This is a genomic window from Pseudomonas sp. 43mfcvi1.1 (assembly GCF_900115935.1).
In the GTDB taxonomy this organism is placed as follows: domain Bacteria; phylum Pseudomonadota; class Gammaproteobacteria; order Pseudomonadales; family Pseudomonadaceae; genus Aquipseudomonas; species Aquipseudomonas bijieensis.
In genome coordinates this window covers 96,391-113,192 of the sequence record NZ_UETT01000019.1, presented here as the reverse complement: position 1 = coordinate 113,192, position 16,802 = coordinate 96,391, and the positions used below count along the sequence as shown (strand labels likewise).

Annotated in this window: 15 protein-coding genes; 8 read left to right on the top strand and 7 right to left on the bottom strand. The window is 63.2% G+C overall.

The window, feature by feature from the left end; genetic code table 11:
• Window positions 1–124: 124 nt before the first annotated feature.
• Both eat and DTP52_RS28210 read right to left on the bottom strand, forming a co-directional pair.
• Window positions 125–1,495: an ethanolamine permease gene (gene eat / locus DTP52_RS28215; RefSeq protein ID WP_109756304.1), complete on the bottom strand. Its 1,371-nt coding sequence runs from the start codon at window positions 1,493–1,495 to the stop codon at window positions 125–127.
• Between the two features lie 259 nt (window positions 1,496–1,754).
• On the bottom strand, window positions 1,755–3,275 hold the full coding sequence (locus DTP52_RS28210; RefSeq protein ID WP_025569726.1) for an aldehyde dehydrogenase family protein: 1,521 nt from the start codon (window positions 3,273–3,275) through the stop codon (window positions 1,755–1,757).
• A gap of 330 nt (window positions 3,276–3,605) precedes the next feature.
• Here DTP52_RS28210 and DTP52_RS28205 point away from each other — a divergent pair, with 330 nt between their 5' ends.
• The 4 genes from DTP52_RS28205 (at window position 3,606) to DTP52_RS28190 (ending at window position 8,026) form a co-directional block, all read left to right on the top strand.
• On the top strand, window positions 3,606–5,510 hold the full coding sequence (locus tag DTP52_RS28205) for a sigma-54-dependent Fis family transcriptional regulator (protein ID WP_109756303.1): 1,905 nt from the start codon (window positions 3,606–3,608) through the stop codon (window positions 5,508–5,510).
• Between the two features lie 245 nt (window positions 5,511–5,755).
• Complete coding sequence (gene mpl / locus DTP52_RS28200; RefSeq protein ID WP_109756302.1) at window positions 5,756–7,105, top strand: UDP-N-acetylmuramate:L-alanyl-gamma-D-glutamyl-meso-diaminopimelate ligase; 1,350 nt, start codon at window positions 5,756–5,758, stop codon at window positions 7,103–7,105.
• Window positions 7,102–7,749 carry a flavin prenyltransferase UbiX gene (gene ubiX / locus DTP52_RS28195; RefSeq protein WP_109756301.1) on the top strand — a complete coding sequence of 216 codons (648 nt, stop codon included), beginning with the start codon at window positions 7,102–7,104 and terminating at the stop codon, window positions 7,747–7,749. Before mpl ends, ubiX begins: the two co-directional genes overlap by 4 nt.
• Window positions 7,742–8,026 (top strand): YceK/YidQ family lipoprotein, encoded by a 285-nt coding sequence (locus DTP52_RS28190; RefSeq protein ID WP_109756300.1) that lies wholly within the window; start codon window positions 7,742–7,744, stop codon window positions 8,024–8,026. Before ubiX ends, DTP52_RS28190 begins: the two co-directional genes overlap by 8 nt.
• Window positions 8,027–8,206: 180 nt before the next feature.
• Here the strand turns inward: DTP52_RS28190 and DTP52_RS28185 are convergent, their stop codons facing one another.
• The 3 genes from DTP52_RS28185 to DTP52_RS28175 form a co-directional block, all read right to left on the bottom strand.
• Window positions 8,207–8,848: an oxidoreductase gene (locus DTP52_RS28185; protein WP_109756299.1), complete on the bottom strand. Its 642-nt coding sequence runs from the start codon at window positions 8,846–8,848 to the stop codon at window positions 8,207–8,209.
• Window positions 8,849–8,875: 27 nt separating this feature from the next.
• A complete protein-coding gene (locus DTP52_RS28180; RefSeq protein WP_109756298.1) occupies window positions 8,876–10,594 on the bottom strand; it encodes a C13 family peptidase in 1,719 nt (572 codons plus the stop codon).
• 102 nt (window positions 10,595–10,696) lie between these two features.
• Window positions 10,697–11,152: a MaoC family dehydratase gene (locus DTP52_RS28175; protein ID WP_053125683.1), complete on the bottom strand. Its 456-nt coding sequence runs from the start codon at window positions 11,150–11,152 to the stop codon at window positions 10,697–10,699.
• Window positions 11,153–11,344: 192 nt separating this feature from the next.
• On the opposite strand from DTP52_RS28175, the gene DTP52_RS28170 reads away from it, so the two are divergent.
• From DTP52_RS28170 to DTP52_RS28160, 3 genes are read left to right on the top strand one after another with little or no spacing between them, the layout of a single operon-like run.
• Window positions 11,345–11,710, top strand: a complete 366-nt coding sequence (locus tag DTP52_RS28170; RefSeq protein ID WP_109756297.1) for a CidA/LrgA family protein — start codon at window positions 11,345–11,347, stop codon at window positions 11,708–11,710.
• Window positions 11,707–12,423 (top strand): LrgB family protein, encoded by a 717-nt coding sequence (locus DTP52_RS28165; RefSeq protein WP_109756296.1) that lies wholly within the window; start codon window positions 11,707–11,709, stop codon window positions 12,421–12,423. The genes DTP52_RS28170 and DTP52_RS28165 overlap by 4 nt, the downstream gene beginning before the upstream one ends.
• A 10-nt stretch (window positions 12,424–12,433) precedes the next feature.
• Window positions 12,434–13,024, top strand: a complete 591-nt coding sequence (locus DTP52_RS28160; RefSeq protein ID WP_109756295.1) for an LON peptidase substrate-binding domain-containing protein — start codon at window positions 12,434–12,436, stop codon at window positions 13,022–13,024.
• A gap of 138 nt (window positions 13,025–13,162) precedes the next feature.
• On the opposite strand, the gene DTP52_RS28155 is transcribed toward DTP52_RS28160, so the two are convergent.
• Window positions 13,163–14,479, bottom strand: a complete 1,317-nt coding sequence (locus tag DTP52_RS28155) for a bifunctional DedA family/phosphatase PAP2 family protein (protein WP_109756294.1) — start codon at window positions 14,477–14,479, stop codon at window positions 13,163–13,165.
• 177 nt (window positions 14,480–14,656) lie between these two features.
• Window positions 14,657–15,334, bottom strand: a complete 678-nt coding sequence (locus tag DTP52_RS28150) for a DNA-3-methyladenine glycosylase (protein ID WP_109756293.1) — start codon at window positions 15,332–15,334, stop codon at window positions 14,657–14,659.
• Window positions 15,335–15,530: 196 nt separating this feature from the next.
• On the opposite strand from DTP52_RS28150, the gene DTP52_RS28145 reads away from it, so the two are divergent.
• The gene (locus DTP52_RS28145) at window positions 15,531–16,802 is read left to right on the top strand and encodes a glutamate-5-semialdehyde dehydrogenase (protein ID WP_109756292.1); all 1,272 of its coding nucleotides are present in this window, start codon (window positions 15,531–15,533) and stop codon (window positions 16,800–16,802) included.

Here is a 16,802-nt window from a genome sequence, read left to right as displayed (position 1 = left end):
CTGCTCCCACAGAGTTTCCCCACACAGGGCTAACCCTAAAACAGGGCTCTCCCGCACAGGGAGGAAACTGCGTGCACTTCTATAAGGCAGGCACCGGGCCCTCAGCCCGGCGCCGGTGCAACTTTCAGATACCTGTGAGCATAGCGTCCGCCGGTGCATCGGAGCGTTGCTTGGCGGTCAGTTGGAAATACAGGTAGCCGACCACCATGAACGCCAGGAACACCAGGCCGATCAGCATGTTGAACCACGCCATCGCCACCAGGCACACCACCGCCAGGAACAGTGCGATGCCCGGTACGATCGGGTAGCCCGGGGCACGGAAGGTGCGTTCCAGGTTCGGTTCGGTCTTACGCAATCTGAACAGGCTGAGCATGCTGATGATGTACATCACGATGGCGCCGAACACCGACATGGTGATCATCGCGGCGGTCAGGCTCATGCCTTGCAGGTTGACCAGGCCATCGCTGTAGATCGCTGCGATGCCGATCACGCCGCCGGCCAGGATCGCCCGGTGCGGGGTCTGGAAGCGCGAGAGTTTCGCCAGGCCACGGGGCAGGTAACCGGCCCGGGCCAGGGCGAAGAACTGCCGCGAGTAGCCGAGGATGATCCCGTGGAAACTCGCCACCAGGCCGAACAGGCCGATCCACACCAGCATGTGCATCCACGTGGAATTGTTGCCGACCACGGCCTTCATCGCTTGGGGCAGCGGGTCGTTGATGTTTGACAGGGTGCGCCAGTCACCGACGCCGCCGGCCATGATCATCACGCCAATGGCCAGGAACACCAGGGTCAGGATGCCGCTGACGTAAGCGCGGGGAATCGTGCGTTTCGGGTCCTTGGCTTCTTCGGCGGCCATGGCCGCACCTTCGATGGCGAGGAAGAACCAGATCGCGAAGGGGATTGCGGCGAAAATGCCCGGGATTGAGGCGAGGCTGAATTCATTGGAGCCGGCCCAGCCGTTGAGCACGAAGTTGCTGAAGCTGAAGCCCGGCGCGACCACGCCCATGAACACCAGCAATTCGGCGACCGCCAGCACGGTGACCACCAGCTCGAAGGCGGCGGCGATGCTGACGCCGAGGATGTTCAGGGTCATGAACACGATGTACGCGCCAACCGCGGCGAGCTTGGGGTCCAGTTCCGGGAATTGCACGTTGAGGTAGGCGCCAATCGCCATGGCGATGGCCGGGGGCGCGAAGACAAATTCGATCAGCGTGGCGATCCCGGCGATCAACCCGCCTTTCTCACCAAAGGCCCGTCGGCTGTAGGCAAACGGCCCGCCAGCGTGGGGAATCGCGGTGGTCAATTCGGTGAAACTGAAGATGAAGCAGGTATACATCAACGCCACCATGAGGGCGGTGACGAGAAACCCCAGGGTCCCAGCGGTGCCCCAGCCGTAACTCCAGCCGAAGTATTCGCCGGAAATCACCAGGCCGACGGCGATACCCCATAAATGCAGGGTGCCGAGTGTGGGTTTGAGTTGAGTGGTAGAAGTCATAAGTCCTCTCTGTCTTTTTTATTGTTTGATCTGTTGGACTTTCGGGTTTGTTGTGGAGCGGGCACGCAAGGCTCATGCCAGAGCAGTGGGACGGCAATTTGATGTTGTCAGTGAGGGCGCCATCGCGAGCAGGCTCGCTCCCACAGGGGATTTGGGCCAACCCACAGAAAAAGGGTCACCCACAGTCCCTGTGGGAGCGAGCCTGCTCGCGATAGCTATCTAAAGGGCGAAGCAGAACCACCTGCCTCGCCCCGAAGGCTTAGAAGAACCCCAACGGATTGATGTCGTAGCTCACCAGCAGGTTTTTGGTCTGCTGATAATGATCGAGCATCATCTTGTGCGTCTCACGACCCACGCCGGACTTCTTGTAGCCACCGAACGCGGCGTGCGCCGGGTAGAGGTGGTAGCAGTTGGTCCAGACGCGACCGGCCTTGATCGCCCGGCCCATGCGGTAGGCGCGGTTGATGTCGCGGGTCCACAGACCGGCGCCGAGGCCGAACTCGGTGTCGTTGGCGATGGCCAGGGCTTCGGCTTCGTCCTTGAAGGTGGTGATGCTCACCACTGGGCCGAAGATTTCTTCCTGGAACACGCGCATTTTGTTGGTGCCCTTGAGCAGGGTCGGCTGGATGTAATAACCGCTGGCCAGGTTGCCTTCGAGTTTTTCCACCTTGCCGCCGGTCAGCAGCTCGGCGCCTTCGCCCTTGGCGATTTCCAGGTACGAAAGAATCTTGTCGAATTGCTGCTCGGACGCCTGGGCGCCGACCATGGTGTCGGTGTCCAGCGGGTCGCCGCGTTTGATCTGCAGGACTTTGTTCATCACCACTTTCATGAACTCGTCGTAGATCGACTCTTGCACCAGGGCGCGGGATGGGCAGGTGCACACTTCGCCCTGGTTGAAGAATGCCAGCACCAGGCCTTCGGCGGCTTTCTCGATGAAGCTCGGCTCGGCCTGCATGATGTCTTCGAAGAAGATGTTCGGCGACTTGCCGCCCAGTTCCACGGTGGACGGGATGATGTTCTCGGCGGCGCATTTCATGATGTGCGAGCCGACCGGGGTGGAACCGGTAAACGCGATCTTGGCGATGCGCTTGCTGGTCGCCAGGGCTTCACCGGCTTCTTTACCGAAGCCTTGCACCACGTTCAACACGCCGGGTGGCAGCAGGTCGCCGATCAGTTCCATGAGCACGCAGATGCCCAGCGGGGTTTGCTCGGCGGGCTTGAGCACCACGCAGTTACCGGCGGCCAGGGCCGGGGCGAGTTTCCAGGCGGCCATCAGCAGCGGGAAGTTCCACGGGATGATCTGCCCGACCACGCCCAGCGGTTCATGGATGTGATAGGCCACGGTGTTGCCGTCGATCTCGGCGGCGCTGCCTTCCTGGGCCCGCAGGCACCCGGCGAAGTAGCGGAAGTGGTCGGCGGCCAGGGGGATGTCGGCGTTGAGGGTTTCGCGCACGGCCTTGCCGTTGTCCCAGGATTCAGTGATCGCCAGCACTTCGAGGTTGGCTTCGATGCGGTCGGCGATTTTCAGCAGGATCAGCGAGCGGGCCTGGGCCGACGTGGCGCCCCAGGCATCCGCGGCGGCGTGGGCGGCGTCCAGGGCTTTGTCGATGTCTTCGGCCGTGGAGCGCGGGAATTCGGCAATGGGCTGGCCATTGACCGGGGAAGTATTGGTGAAGTACTGACCTTTGACAGGCGCGACGAACTCGCCGCCGATGTAGTTACCGTATTTGCTCTTGAACGAAACGATAGCGCCTTCAGTACCGGGGTGAGCGTAACGCATGATGAGTTCTCCTTGGCTTTTGTGCTTATACGGGAGGCCGCGCAAAATTGAGCGCCGGTAATTAAGCCTAGAGCAAAGGTTGGGCCATTGCCTTGCAAGGCCCGTAAATCAAGACTTTAGGAGGAGTTCGCCGGACAAACGGATGCCGTGCGTGACGATTGCGATACAGCCGGTGTGACAGTTTGTGCCATCGGCGAGACAGTCTGTGACTGACAGGTCGCGCCAGCATTGCAAAGGTTGTTGGGCTGGAGGATGCTGACGCGAGTTGGCGGGAGGGCTGCTAAGCAGCCCAACGGGGATAAATCCCCTCACCACAGAGAACAATAAGAAATGCACAGCAACCACTTGAGTCGCCATGCCCAACAAGTCCTGACGGTCACCCAGGGCAAGGCCCACCTGCAGGGCCCCGGCAGCGATCCGTCGATTGCCCGTTCCTGGCTGCGCTGCCTCGAGGACTATCACCTCGACCCGGCCCAGAACCTCGCGCCGACGGTGCTCGAACATGGCCGGGTGCTGGAAAGCCGCGAACGCCTGCAACAGGTGCTGCATATCGCCGGCACCGAAATGACCAGCCTCCATCAGCAACTCTCCGGCGCCGGCCACGCGGTGCTGCTGACCGACGCCCGGGGCGTGATCCTCAACTGCGTCACCGCCCCCAGCGAACGCAAGATTTTCGAACGGGCCGGGCTCTGGCTCGGCGCTGACTGGAGCGAAGCCTGCGAAGGCACCAACGGTATTGGCACCTGCCTGGTAGAACGTCAGGCCCTGACCATCCACCAGGAAGAACATTTCCGTGGCCGCCACACCGGGCTGACCTGCTCGGCCAGCCCGGTCTTCGACCCTCAGGGCGAACTGTTGGCGGTGCTCGACGTGTCCTCGGCCCGCCCGGACGTGTCGCGCCAGAGCCAGTTCCACACCATGGCCCTGGTCAATCTCTCGGCGAAGATGATCGAGAGCTGCTATTTCCTGCGTTGCTTCGACAATCAATGGCTGCTGCGCTTTCACCTGCAGGCCGAGTCCGTGGGGCTGTTCAGCGAAGGGTTGCTGGCGTTCGACGGCGAAGGGCGGATCAGCGCGGTCAACCAGAGCGCGCTCAACCTCTTGGGGCATATTCGCGGCAGCTTGCTGGGCCAGCGGGTGGAAGACTTCTTCGATTGTTCGCTGGACGAGTTGCTCGGCCGCGCGAGCGTCAATGCCAGTGCGAGCTGGCCGTTGCGGACCCGTGACGGTCGGCCTTTGTTCGCCGTGCTGCGGGGGCAGCCGCGCAGCGTGCCGGTGCCGATCGCCCCGGCGTTCAAAACCATCGAGCCCGCGCGGCTGCCGGGCATTTGCCTGGGGGATGCGGCGTTGCAGGAGCATTTTCGCAAGGCGCTGCGGGTGTTCGAGCGTGATGTGCCGCTGCTGATCCACGGCGAAACCGGCTCCGGCAAAGAAGCCTTCGCCAAGGCCGTGCACCATGCCAGCCAGCGCGCCGGCAAACAGTTCGTCGCCCTCAACTGCGCGGCCATCCCGGAAAGCCTGATCGAAAGCGAGCTGTTCGGCTATCGCGGCGGCAGTTTCACCGGTGCGCGCAAGGAAGGCATGCGCGGCAAGCTGCAACAGGCCGACGGCGGCACGTTGTTCCTCGATGAAATCGGCGACATGCCCCTGGCCTTGCAGACCCGTTTGCTGCGGGTGCTGGAAGATCGCCAGGTGGTGCCCATCGGCGGCGAGCCCGAGACGGTCAACGTGCGCATCATCAGCGCCACCCACCGGCAATTGCTGGAGCGGGTGCAGGACGGCAGCTTCCGCGAGGATTTGTATTACCGCCTCAATGGGTTGGAAATCCCCTTGCCGGCGTTGCGCGAGCGCAGTGACAAATCGCAGTTGTTGGATTTCCTGCTGGCCGAGGAGAGCGGCGGCGAGACGGTGATCATCGACGAGCCGGCGCGCCAGGCGTTGCTGGGCTTCGATTGGCCGGGCAACGTGCGGCAATTGCGCAATGTGCTGCGCACCCTGGCGGCGTTGTGCGACGGCGGGCGGATTGGTCTGGAGGACTTGCCGGCGATGATTCGCCAGCGTCCGGTGGCGCTGGTTGAAACCGTGGCAGAACGGCCGCTTGAAGATGCCGAGCGTGTGGCGTTGCTCGATGTGCTGGAGCGCCAGCGCTGGCACATGACCCACACTGCCGAACAACTGGGCATCAGCCGCAATACCCTCTACCGAAAGCTGCGCAAGCACGCCATTGCCCGCTGAACCGCGTCGCGGTCGTCCTGAAGGAATGCGATCAACTGTGGGAGCGAGCCTGCTCGCGATGGCGGCGGCACATCCAATATCAATGCAAGTTGACCCACCGCTATCGCGAGCAGGCTCGCTCCCACAGGGATTGTGTGCTGTTTGCAAGTCTGGCGGCCACCCGTAAAGGCGAGGTGAAGTCGAAACACAAGGTGCGATTTCCCCCTCCCTACGCTAACCTGCGGCCATGTTTTACGAGGTCGACTATGCACATCCATATTCTCGGTATTTGCGGCACTTTCATGGGTTCGATGGCGGTCCTGGCCAAGGAACTGGGTCATCACGTGACCGGTTCCGACGCCAACGTCTACCCGCCGATGAGCACACAGCTGGAGGCCCAGGGCATCGAGCTGACCCAAGGCTACGACCCGGCGCAGCTGGACCCGGCGCCAGACCTGGTGGTCATCGGCAACGCCATGTCCCGTGGCAACCCGGCGGTGGAGTACGTGCTCAACAAAGGCCTGCCCTACGTGTCGGGCCCGCAGTGGCTGGCCGATCATGTGTTGCAGGGCCGTTGGGTCCTGGCCGTGGCCGGCACCCACGGCAAGACCACCACCAGCAGCATGCTCGCCTGGGTTTTGGAGCACGCCGGCATGAGCCCGGGCTTTTTGATCGGCGGCGTACCGCAGAATTTCTCGGTGTCGGCGCGCCTGGGCGGCACGCCGTTCTTCGTGATCGAGGCCGACGAATACGACAGCGCGTTTTTCGACAAGCGCTCGAAATTCGTCCACTACCGTCCACGCACGGCGATCCTCAACAACCTTGAGTTCGATCATGCGGACATCTTCCCCGATCTGCCAGCCATCGAGCGGCAGTTCCACCATTTGGTCCGCACTATCCCGAGTGAAGGCCTGGTCATCCATCCGACCACCGAGCCGGCGTTGCATCGGGTGATCGAGATGGGCTGCTGGACCCCGGTGCAAACCACCGGCGCGGGTGGGCAGTGGCAGGTGAAGTTGCTCAAGGACGACGGTTCGCAGTTCGAAGTGCTGTTCGAAGGTGTGTCCCAAGGCGTGGTCGAGTGGGACATGACCGGCCAGCACAACGTCGCCAACGCCCTGGCGACCCTGGCGGCGGCTCGGCATGTCGGCGTGGTGCCGTCCATGGGCATTGCCGCGTTGAGCGCGTTCAAGAGCGTGAAGCGGCGCATGGAGAAAGTCGCCGAGGTGCGCGGCATCACCATCTATGACGACTTCGCCCACCATCCGACCGCCATCGCCACCACCCTCGACGGGCTGCGCAAGCGCATCGGTGACGCACCGTTGATCGCGATCATCGAGCCACGCTCCAACTCCATGAAACTCGGTGCCCACCGCGACGGCCTGCCGGAAAGCGTGGTCGATGCCGACCAGGTGATCTGGTACGCGCCGGCCAACCTCGGCTGGGACCTCGGCGCCACCGCCGCGCTGTGCTCGGTGCCGTCGATTGTCAGCGATTCCCTGGAAGGCATCATCGAGCGCGTGAAAAGCCAGGCCCAACCCGGCACCCACGTGGTGATCATGAGCAACGGCGGCTTCGGCGGCCTGCACGGCAAACTGGCCGAGGCGCTGAAATGAACACTCGCTTGGAGAGCAATGGCCCCGACCGCATCACGCTGGCGATGACCGGTGCCTCCGGCGCCCAGTACGGCTTGCGCCTGCTCGATTGCCTGGTGCGTGAAGACCGCGAGGTGCACTTCCTGATCTCCAAGGCTGCGCAACTGGTGATCGCCACCGAAACCGACGTGACCCTGCCGGCCAAGACCCAGATGATGCAGGCCTTCCTCACCGAATACACCGGTGCGGCGGCGGGGCAGATTCGTGTGTACGGCAAGGAAGACTGGATGTCGCCGGTGGCGTCGGGCTCCGGTGCTCCGGCGGCGATGGTGGTGGTGCCGTGCTCCACCGGGACGTTGTCGGCGATTGCCACCGGCGCCTGCAACAACCTGATCGAGCGGGCCGCGGACGTGACGCTGAAGGAGCGCCGCCAACTGATCCTGGTGCCGCGGGAAGCGCCGTATTCGAGTATTCACCTGGAGCACATGCTCAAGCTGTCGAACATGGGCGTGACCATCCTGCCGGCCTCGCCGGGGTTTTATCACCAGCCGCAGACCATCGACGACCTGATCGATTTCGTCGTCGCGCGGATTCTCAATCTGCTGAATATCCCCCAGGACATGCTGCCGCGTTGGGGCGAGCACCATTTGAGCAGCGATGAATAAGCTGCTGATCGTGCTGCTGGCGCTGCAACTGACCGGCTGCGCCACCGCCCGCACCCTCGACGCCGCCGAGCCTGGCGCGCCGGTGGTGTACGCGGGCACGCGCCTGGACCTCTACGCTCTCAATGGTGGCTGCTGCGCCAAGGACCGCTTTGGGGCCGAGGCGCCGAGTTACCCAGGGCTGGATCTGCCGGGTAGCGCGCTGCTGGATACCTTGCTGTTGCCGTTGTCGTTGTTCACGGCGATAGGTGTGGGATTTCAGGCTACGGGTGGGTTGTAAAAGATCTAACTGTGCTGAAGGATTTATCTGTGGCGAGGGGATTTATCCCCGCTGGACTGCGAAGCAGTCCCAAGAATTGAGCCATCACTGCTGGGCAACCAGTTGAAACCGAGTTGAGATTAATTGGGGGCCGCTTCGCGGCCCAGCGGGGATAAATCCCCTCGCCACAATGATTGCGCCTCACTTACCAAGCTTACGCAACTCATCCGACTCCACCACCCGCACCCCATCCTGCTCTTCCAGCGCCAAGCGCCACATGGCGCGGGCCAGTTGGCAGGCTTCGATGCCGTGGTATTTGCCCGGGATCAGCTTCGACAACGGCCCGGCCAGTTGTTCGGCCAGGCGCGGTTCGACGCGGTCGCCCAGCAGCAGGGAAGGGCGGCAGATGGTCAGTTGCGGCCAGTCCTGGGCCTTGAGCGCGGCTTCCATTTCACCTTTGACCCGGTTATAGAAAATCGATGACTTCGAGTCGGCCCCCAAGGCGCTGATCACGATCAAGTGCCGTGCCCCGAGTTCCCGGGCGCGTTTGGCAAACGCCACCACCAGGTTCAGGTCCACCGCGCGAAAGGCTTGTTCGGAGCCGGCTTTCTTGATGGTCGTGCCCAGGCAGCAAAAGGCGATGTCGACCTGGCCGCTGAGTTGTGGCAGCACCTGTGCCGGTTCCCCGACCGGATTTTCCAGGCGTGGATGCTCGGCCAGCGGCCGGCGAGTGGGGGCCAGGACCCGGGAGATGGTCGGCTCGTTGAGCAGCCGGTCCAGTAGGTGTTCCCCGGTCAACCCGGTGGCTCCGGCAAGCAAAACATGCTGAGGCGTCAAGTACATGGTGTTTCCCCCTTGATACGATTCAGCTTAGTTGCTCTTTGTGGCCTCGTCGTTCAATGCAGCACTTTGCAATGCTTTACGTGCCTGCTGTTTGCGCAGCAGTTGCCAGTGAGAGAGAACCGTCCTGGGCGCCCACATCTGCGGTTCGGACGCTTCGAAATTGTCCGCCTGTTCTCGTTCGGCCACGGTGGCCTTGGCCCGTTTGAAGGCCTGCTCCAGGTCGTCGGTCTGGTTCAGCGCCTGGGCGAACAGGGCATCGCCGAAATAGGTGAAGTTGGCCTCCTCGGAGCAGCCGAAGGACACGCGGTCGGCCCGGGACGCGGTCATGATCAGCGTGCGCTCATCCTTGAGCGCCGGGATGAAACCACCGGAGTAGCACGCCGAGATCACCACGATCTTGTCGCGGTTCTTCAGCGGTGCCAGCACCACCGCCAGTTCATCGGCAGGCAGGTCGGCCAGTTCCATGCGCGGCTGGTCGAGCACCAGTTCGTGTTCGCTGGTGCCGTGGCTGGTCAGATAGATGAAAATCAGGTCTTCCGGGCCGCTGCGTTCGGCCAGGGTGGCGGCGGCGCGGCGCAGGCTTTCGCGGCTGGCCATGGGCCGGTCGCCGAGGTGGTCACGGTGGTTCACCAGGCGGATCTGTCCGAACGCGCCGAAACGGCTGTTGAGCATGTTGGCGACGTAGTCGGATTCACGCAGGAACACGCTTTGTTTGCCATCGCCGCCCAGGGTCAGGCTGTACAGCTCCACCGCTGGCGTCGAGGCCGGGATATTGGCCAAGGCATCCTCCAGCAGGCGGCCCTGGGCCAGCAGGCCGAGTTCGAGTACATCCGGCAGCAGCCGTCCATCGGCGTCGCGCACCCGTTGGCCGTTGGCCCAGGTGCCGCTTTGTACCGTGCCGTCGGTCAGCGCCAGGGTGCCACGGCCGTGGTAACTATCGTTTTCGAACTGGCCGATGTAGAAGCTGCCGTCGGGCAGGTTCAGGCGACCCTCGCCGGTAAAGCGCCAATCCTTGAAATGACCGAGATAGTGGCTGCCGTCGGCACCGATCAATTCGCCCTTGCCGGTCAGCGCGCCGTCCTTGAACTGGCCGATCCAGACATCGCCGTCGGCATTTTCGTAGCGACCGCGACCGTTGAGCTGGTTGTTCTTGAAGCCGCCGACATAGACATCGCCGTCGGCGCTGTTGAAAGTGCCTTTGCCCTGCAGCTGTCCATCGACGAATTTCCCGGTGAACTGGTTGCCGCTGGCATCGAAGCGCTGGCCTTCACCGTTGGGCTTGCCGTTGGCGAACGGGCCCTGGTACTGGCTGCCGTCGTCGAGTTCCAGGCGTCCGAGGCCGGAATAGCGGTCGGCCTTGAACTCGCCCCGGTAGGTCATGCCGTTTTCCTTGAGCGTTCCTTCACCGTCCCGTCGCCCCAGCTTGAAGCCGCCGGTGTAGCTGCTGGTCGGTGTGGTCAGGCTGCCCTGGCCGTGGAACAGGCCTTGCTGGAACTGGCCGCGATAGACCTCGCCGTTGCTGCCATGCCATTCCCCAGTGCCGTGCCACTGGCCTTTGTCGAACTGCCCGGCATACCAACTGCCATTGGGGTAGTCGATGCGTCCCTGGCCCTGGAGCAGCCCGTCCACGAGGTCGCCGCGATAGCGGCCGCCGTCGGGCAGGCGCGCGTCGGGAGGCAGCGGCGATTCGCCGTCGCCGCAGGCGGTGAGCAACAGGGTCAGGGTCAGTGGGACGAATAAGCGCATAACGGGATCCAGGTCATCAGGCCACGAGTATGCCGCAGCTATGCCCCTTGGATACAGAGAAGCGATGCGAAACTGCCTGAGCGGTTTCGCGACCGCGCAGGTTTACACGAAGCAGAGCGACAGCGGCTCGGCGATGTAGGCCGGTTTTTCCGAGCCTTCGATCTCCAGGGTGGCGGTGGCCTTGAGCAGCCATTGGCCGGGTTTTTTCTCGGTGGCGTCCACCAGGTCGACCTTGAGCCGGACCTTGGAGTCGACCTTCACCGGCTGGATGAAACGCACGCTGTCCAGGCCGTAGTTGACGACCATCTTCACGCCCTCGGGCAGGATCAGGATGTCTTCCATCAGCTTGGGCATCAGCGACAGCGACAGGAAACCGTGGGCGATGGTGCTGCCGAACGGGGTCTGCGCGGCCTTGACCGGATCGACGTGGATGAACTGAAAGTCGCCAGTGGCTTCGGCGAACAGGTTGATGCGGTCCTGATCGATAGTGAGCCATTCGGAACGTCCAAGTTCCTTGCCGACATAATCTTTGAGCGCTGCAACGGGGACGTAAGGCATTGAGACTCTCCTTGGGTTCATCTGTTGTGCTTTTTCTGGAACGGGGATCTGCGTCCCCGGAGAACCACTGTAGATCAACATGGCGTGCACGTAAGGTCACTGAACATGCTTTTTACGAATGCCGAACCATAGCGCGGGCATGCTTATAATGCCGGCGCATTCTTTGAGTAAGTGTTGCAGGGGAGAGAGCGGATGTTGCTACGGGGCCTGACCTGGCTGGTGCTGTTCCAATTGCTGGGCACTGCGATCAATCATTTGTTCTTGCCGGTGCTGCCCGGGCCAATCGTTGGCCTGCTGCTGTTGCTGGGCTATCTGGTGGTGCGCGGCGAAGTCAGCGAGCCGTTGAACCTGGCCGCCGGCAGCCTGCTGCGCTACCTGCCGTTGCTGCTGGTGCCGCCAGCGGTGGGGGTGATGGTTTACGCCGGGGCGATAGCCGCCGATTTCTGGGCCATCGTTGGCGCGTTGACTTTGTCTCTGGTGCTGTCCGTGGCGCTGACAGGGGTGCTGATGCAGCGCCTGGCCCGCCGTCACGTCGCCGCCCCGGAGGACCGCCAATGATGCTCGACTGGCAGGGCGCCTGGAACTCGGTGATCCACCATCCGCTGTTCGGCATCGGTATTACCCTGGGCGCCTATCAATTGGTGCTGGCGGCCTTCGAAAAGACCCGCTGGGTGTTCCTGCAACCGGTGTTGATGTCCATGGTGCTGTTGATCGGCGTGTTGGTCGGTTGCGGCATCGGCTACGCCGAATACCGCAAGAGCACCGAGATCCTCAGCATCCTGCTGGGCCCGGCCACGGTCGCCCTGGCGGTACCGCTGTATTTGAACCTGCGACGGATCCGGCAGTTGTTCTGGCCGATTTTTACTACGCTGGTGATAGCCGGGGTGTTTGCCACGGGCTCTGCGGTGGTGTTGGGCTGGGCCTTCGGTGCCGAGCACATGATTCTGATGACCATGGCGCCCAAGTCTGTGACGTCGCCGATCGCCATGCTGGTGGCCGAGCAGATCGGTGGCGTGGCGGCCATGGCGGCGGTGTTCGTGTTGATTACCGGTGTACTCGGGGCGATCCTCGGTCCGAGTATTCTGACCCGCTTGGGTGTCCATAGCCCTGAGGCCCGGGGCATGGCCCTGGGGTTGGCGGCCCATGCGGTGGGTACGTCGGTGGCGTTGCAGGAAAGCGAGGAGTCGGGTGCCTTTGCGGCGCTGGCGATGAGTCTGATGGGCGTGGCCACGGCGGTGCTGCTGCCGTTGGTGGTGTCGATGACGGTTTAAGGAATTGGTTATGAGCTTGCCGCTTTTCCCGTTGAACACCGTGCTGTTCCCCGGTTGCATCCTCGACTTGCAGATTTTCGAGGCGCGTTACCTCGACATGATCGGGCGCTGCATGAAAAAGGGCGAAGGCTTCGGCGTGGTGTGCATCCTCGATGGCGAGGAAGTCGGCATCGCCCCCGAAGGCTATGCGCGGGTCGGTTGTGAAGCGTGTATCACCGACTTCTCCCAGCAGGACAATGGTCTGCTGGGCATTCGCGTGCGGGGCGGGCGGCGCTTCATCGTGCATGGCAGCAGCGTCCAGGCGGATCAACTGACGGTCGCCGAGGTCGAGTGGCTGGAGGAAGAACCGGAGCAACCGCTGCAGGATGAAGACGCCGACCTGGTGGCGCTGCTCAAGGCCCTGGCCGAGCACCCGATGGTCGAGGCCTTGAACATGGGCACCGAAGCGACCGGCCAGCAGTCGCTGGCCAATCAGCTGGCCTACCTGCTGCCGTTCAATGAACTGGACAAGATCGACCTGTTGCAACTCGATGACCCGCAGCAGCGTCTGGATGCGATCCAGGCGTTGCTCGATGAGTTGCAGGGCGAGCTCTTCGCCTGAAACACGCGCATTCACCGGAAGGACTCAGAACCCTTGTGGGAGCGAGCCTGCTCGCGATGGCGCCGGGTCAGCATGCTTGATGTCGACTGACGCACCGCAATCGCGAGCAGGCTCGCTCCCACAGGGGGGCTCCAGGTCTCAATAGGCATACCGCAACATCGCATGCGGCAAGTGCCGCAGGGCGAAAAAGCTGAACACCGCCACCAGCGCCGGCAGGATCAGCCACCAGATTTTCGGCGGCATGGCCGGCAGCGGGGCCTGGCGTTGACTCAACCACAGGACGGCGGCGCAGACACAGGCAGCAAGCATGGCGCCGGCGACAACGTCGCTCGGCCAATGCGCCCCCAGGTACACCCGCGACAGGGCAATGGCCAGCGCCGGCAGGCAACCCAGCAGCAGCCAGGTCAGGCGCAGGCGCGGCGGTTGTCCGCGACCGGCGAGGATGGCGAGGCTCAGGAACAGCGCGAATGCGCCGGAGGCATGGCCGCTGGGCATGCTGTAGCTGGTCAGCGGGTCGGTGAGGATCTCCGGGCGCACCCGGGCGAAGAAGTGCTTGCTGCCGGTATTGGCCAGGGACGTGAGCAGCATCGTGCCGCCGGCAAAGATTGCCTGGCGCCATTGGCGCGCCAGCAACAGCAAGCCGGTCAGCAGGGTGCTGAAAATCAGCATGTTGCGGAATTCGCCGATCAGCGTGAAGGTCACGGCGATTTCATCCAGCGTTGCGCTGCGATGCTCCTGGACCAGCGCCACCAACCCCTGGTCGAACGCCGTCAGGTAGCGAAAGCCGATGAACAGGCCAATCAGAATCACCAGGCCGATCCCGGCGATCAGCGCCGAGGCATGGCGATGGCGACGCAGGCTGCTGTTGACGCTCAGCCCGATCATCACCGCCATGCTGCCGATGACCACGCCGGCTTGTGGCCAGAACCCTTCGGGCAGTGGCAGGCGGAACGCCGCCCCGGTGGCCCAGCCCGGCAGCAGGTAGGCCACGGTCCAGCCCGCCGCGGCCAACACGCTGACGGCGGCGAAGCGCGGGAATGGCATGTCGCACATCCCGGCCACCATCGGCAGCATTGGCCGTAGCGGGCCGATAAAACGGCCCACCAGCAGGCTGGCGATGCCATAGCGCTGGAAATAGCTCTCCGCAGCGCTCATCCATTCAGGGTGATGCCGCAGCCCCGGCAGGCGCCGGATGTTCTGATGGAAATGCCGGCCGAGGAAGTACGACACCAGGTCCCCCAGCAAGCCACCGAGTAGGCCCAGCAGCAACGTCTCGCCCAAGGACAACGCGCCGCTGCCGGCCAGTACCGCTATCGCAAACAGCAGCACGGTGCCCGGCACGATCAACCCGGCAATGGCCAGGCACTCCACACAGGCGACGATGAACACCGCCACCGCCAGCCACTGCGGGTTGACGGTCAGCCAGCTGGTGATGCTATCGAGCCATGGGCCCATAAGTACAACTCCATTGAATAGTGATTAGCATGCATTTTTTACTGTGGGGAGAGCTTGTGGGAGCAAAGCTTGCTCGCGACGAACGATGACGCGACCTTATTGTTGATCCGTGTCGCCTGCATCGCGGGCAAGCCTTGCTCCCACAGGCCCGCTCCCACAGGGGGATGCGGTATTGCATCAGGACAGCAAAAAGTAATCACGCCCTTCGACCTGCCCGCGCCGCAACGGGTTGCGGGTGCACCACGGGGCATAGGCGGCGTCGACGAAGCGGTAGGGCAGGTGTTCGTCCCGGCCCTGGGGGATGCCCAGGCGGGTGGTCTGGATCGCATTGACCGTCGGCACGCCGACATCTTCCACCAGCAAGCGCTCGGGGTCGAAGCGTTTGGCGTCCCAGTCCGGCACTTTCAGCCCCAACGCCTTGCACAGCAGCGTCTGACCGGCACAGAGTTTCTGCGGCGTGCGTGGCCGGCCCTGGGCGTCGGGGTTGCTCAGCAGCATCTGCGCCAGGCTCGCCGGGCCGGAGACGGTGTCGACCCATGGGTACGCCGATTTGATCAGCACCGCATTGCCGGGTCCCTGAGCGCTGAAGTTCAACGAATCGCCGCCCCGGGCGTAGTACATATAGATGTGGCCGCCATCCAGAAACAAAGCCTTACGTTTTTCTGTGTAGCCCAGCGAGGCGTGGCTGCCCTTTTCGGCAAAGTAGTACGCCTCGGTCTCGATGATCCGCGCGCTGAGCCACAAGTCACCGACCTTGTGGCGAATGACTTTGCCCAGCAGGTCTTTGGCAAGCACCTGGGCGTCGCGATCGAAAAAGGCGTGGGGCAGGGCGTTGGGCGATGGCAAATCGGTCATGGCGATAGACGAAGTGAGGCCAAAGGAAGCGCGATGATAGCAATGGAAAGCTTAATCACCGCTGAACACTCGCTTCAACAGGCTGTTTACGCCTGTTTTGCTCCTCCGCCGGTCACCACTGCGAGTCCATGCTGTTAGTCGAGGGTTACGACAGCTATAATCTGCCGCTTTCCTCTTTGCCAAGACCACACAGACCATGACTGAGTCCGTTCTTGACTACATGACCCGCCTGGGTCGCGCCGCTCGCGAAGCGTCGCGCATCATCGGCCGTGCCAGCACCGCGCAGAAAAACCGCGCCCTGCAGGCCGCCGCCAATGCGCTGGACGCTGCGCGCGCCGAATTGTCCGCTGCCAACGAACTGGACCTGGCCGCTGGTCGGGCCAATGGTCTGGAGCCGGCCATGCTCGAGCGCCTGGCGCTGACTCCGGCCCGCATCGACGGCATGATCGTCGGTCTGCGTCAGGTCGCGGCCCTGCCGGATCCGGTTGGGGCGATCCGCGACATGAGCTACCGGCCGTCGGGCATCCAGGTTGGCAAGATGCGCGTGCCCCTGGGCGTGGTCGGGATCATCTACGAGTCGCGGCCGAACGTGACCATCGACGCCGCGAGCCTGTGCCTGAAGTCGGGCAACGCGACCATCCTGCGTGGCGGCTCCGAGGCTATCCACTCCAACCGCGCCATCGCCGCCTGCATCCAGCGCGGCCTGGCCGAGGCCGATCTGCCAGCGGCCGTGGTGCAAGTGGTGGAAACCACCGATCGTGCCGCAGTCGGTGCGCTGATCACCATGCCCGAGTTCGTCGATGTCATCGTGCCCCGTGGCGGCAAGGGCCTGATCGAACGGGTCAGCCGTGACGCCCGCGTGCCGGTGATCAAGCACCTGGACGGCATCTGCCATGTCTATGTAAGTGCTCACGCCGAACTGCCGAAGGCCCAGCGCATTGCCTTCAACGCCAAGACCTACCGCTACGGTATCTGCGGCGCGATGGAAACCCTGCTGGTGGACCAAGCCGTTGCCCAGGCCTTCCTGCCATCGATGGCCGCCCAGTTCCGCGAAAAAGGCGTCGAACTGCGTGGTTGCGAGCGCACCCGGGCGATCATCGAAGCCGCGGTTGCCACGGAAGAAGACTGGAATACCGAATACCTGGCGCCGATCCTGTCGATCCGCGTGGTCGACGGGCTGGACGAGGCCATCGAGCACATCAATCGCCACGGCTCGCACCACACCGATTCCATCGTCAGTGAACACCAGGGCGAAACCCGGCGGTTCGTGGCCGAAGTGGATTCGGCGTCGGTGATGATCAACACCCCGACCTGCTTCGCCGATGGCTTCGAATACGGATTGGGTGCCGAGATCGGCATTTCTACTGATAAGCTGCACGCCCGCGGCCCGGTCGGCCTGGAAGGCCTGACCTGCGAGAAGTACATCGTGGTCGGTGACGGCCAGTTGCGCGGACAGGAGCCGGCCTGA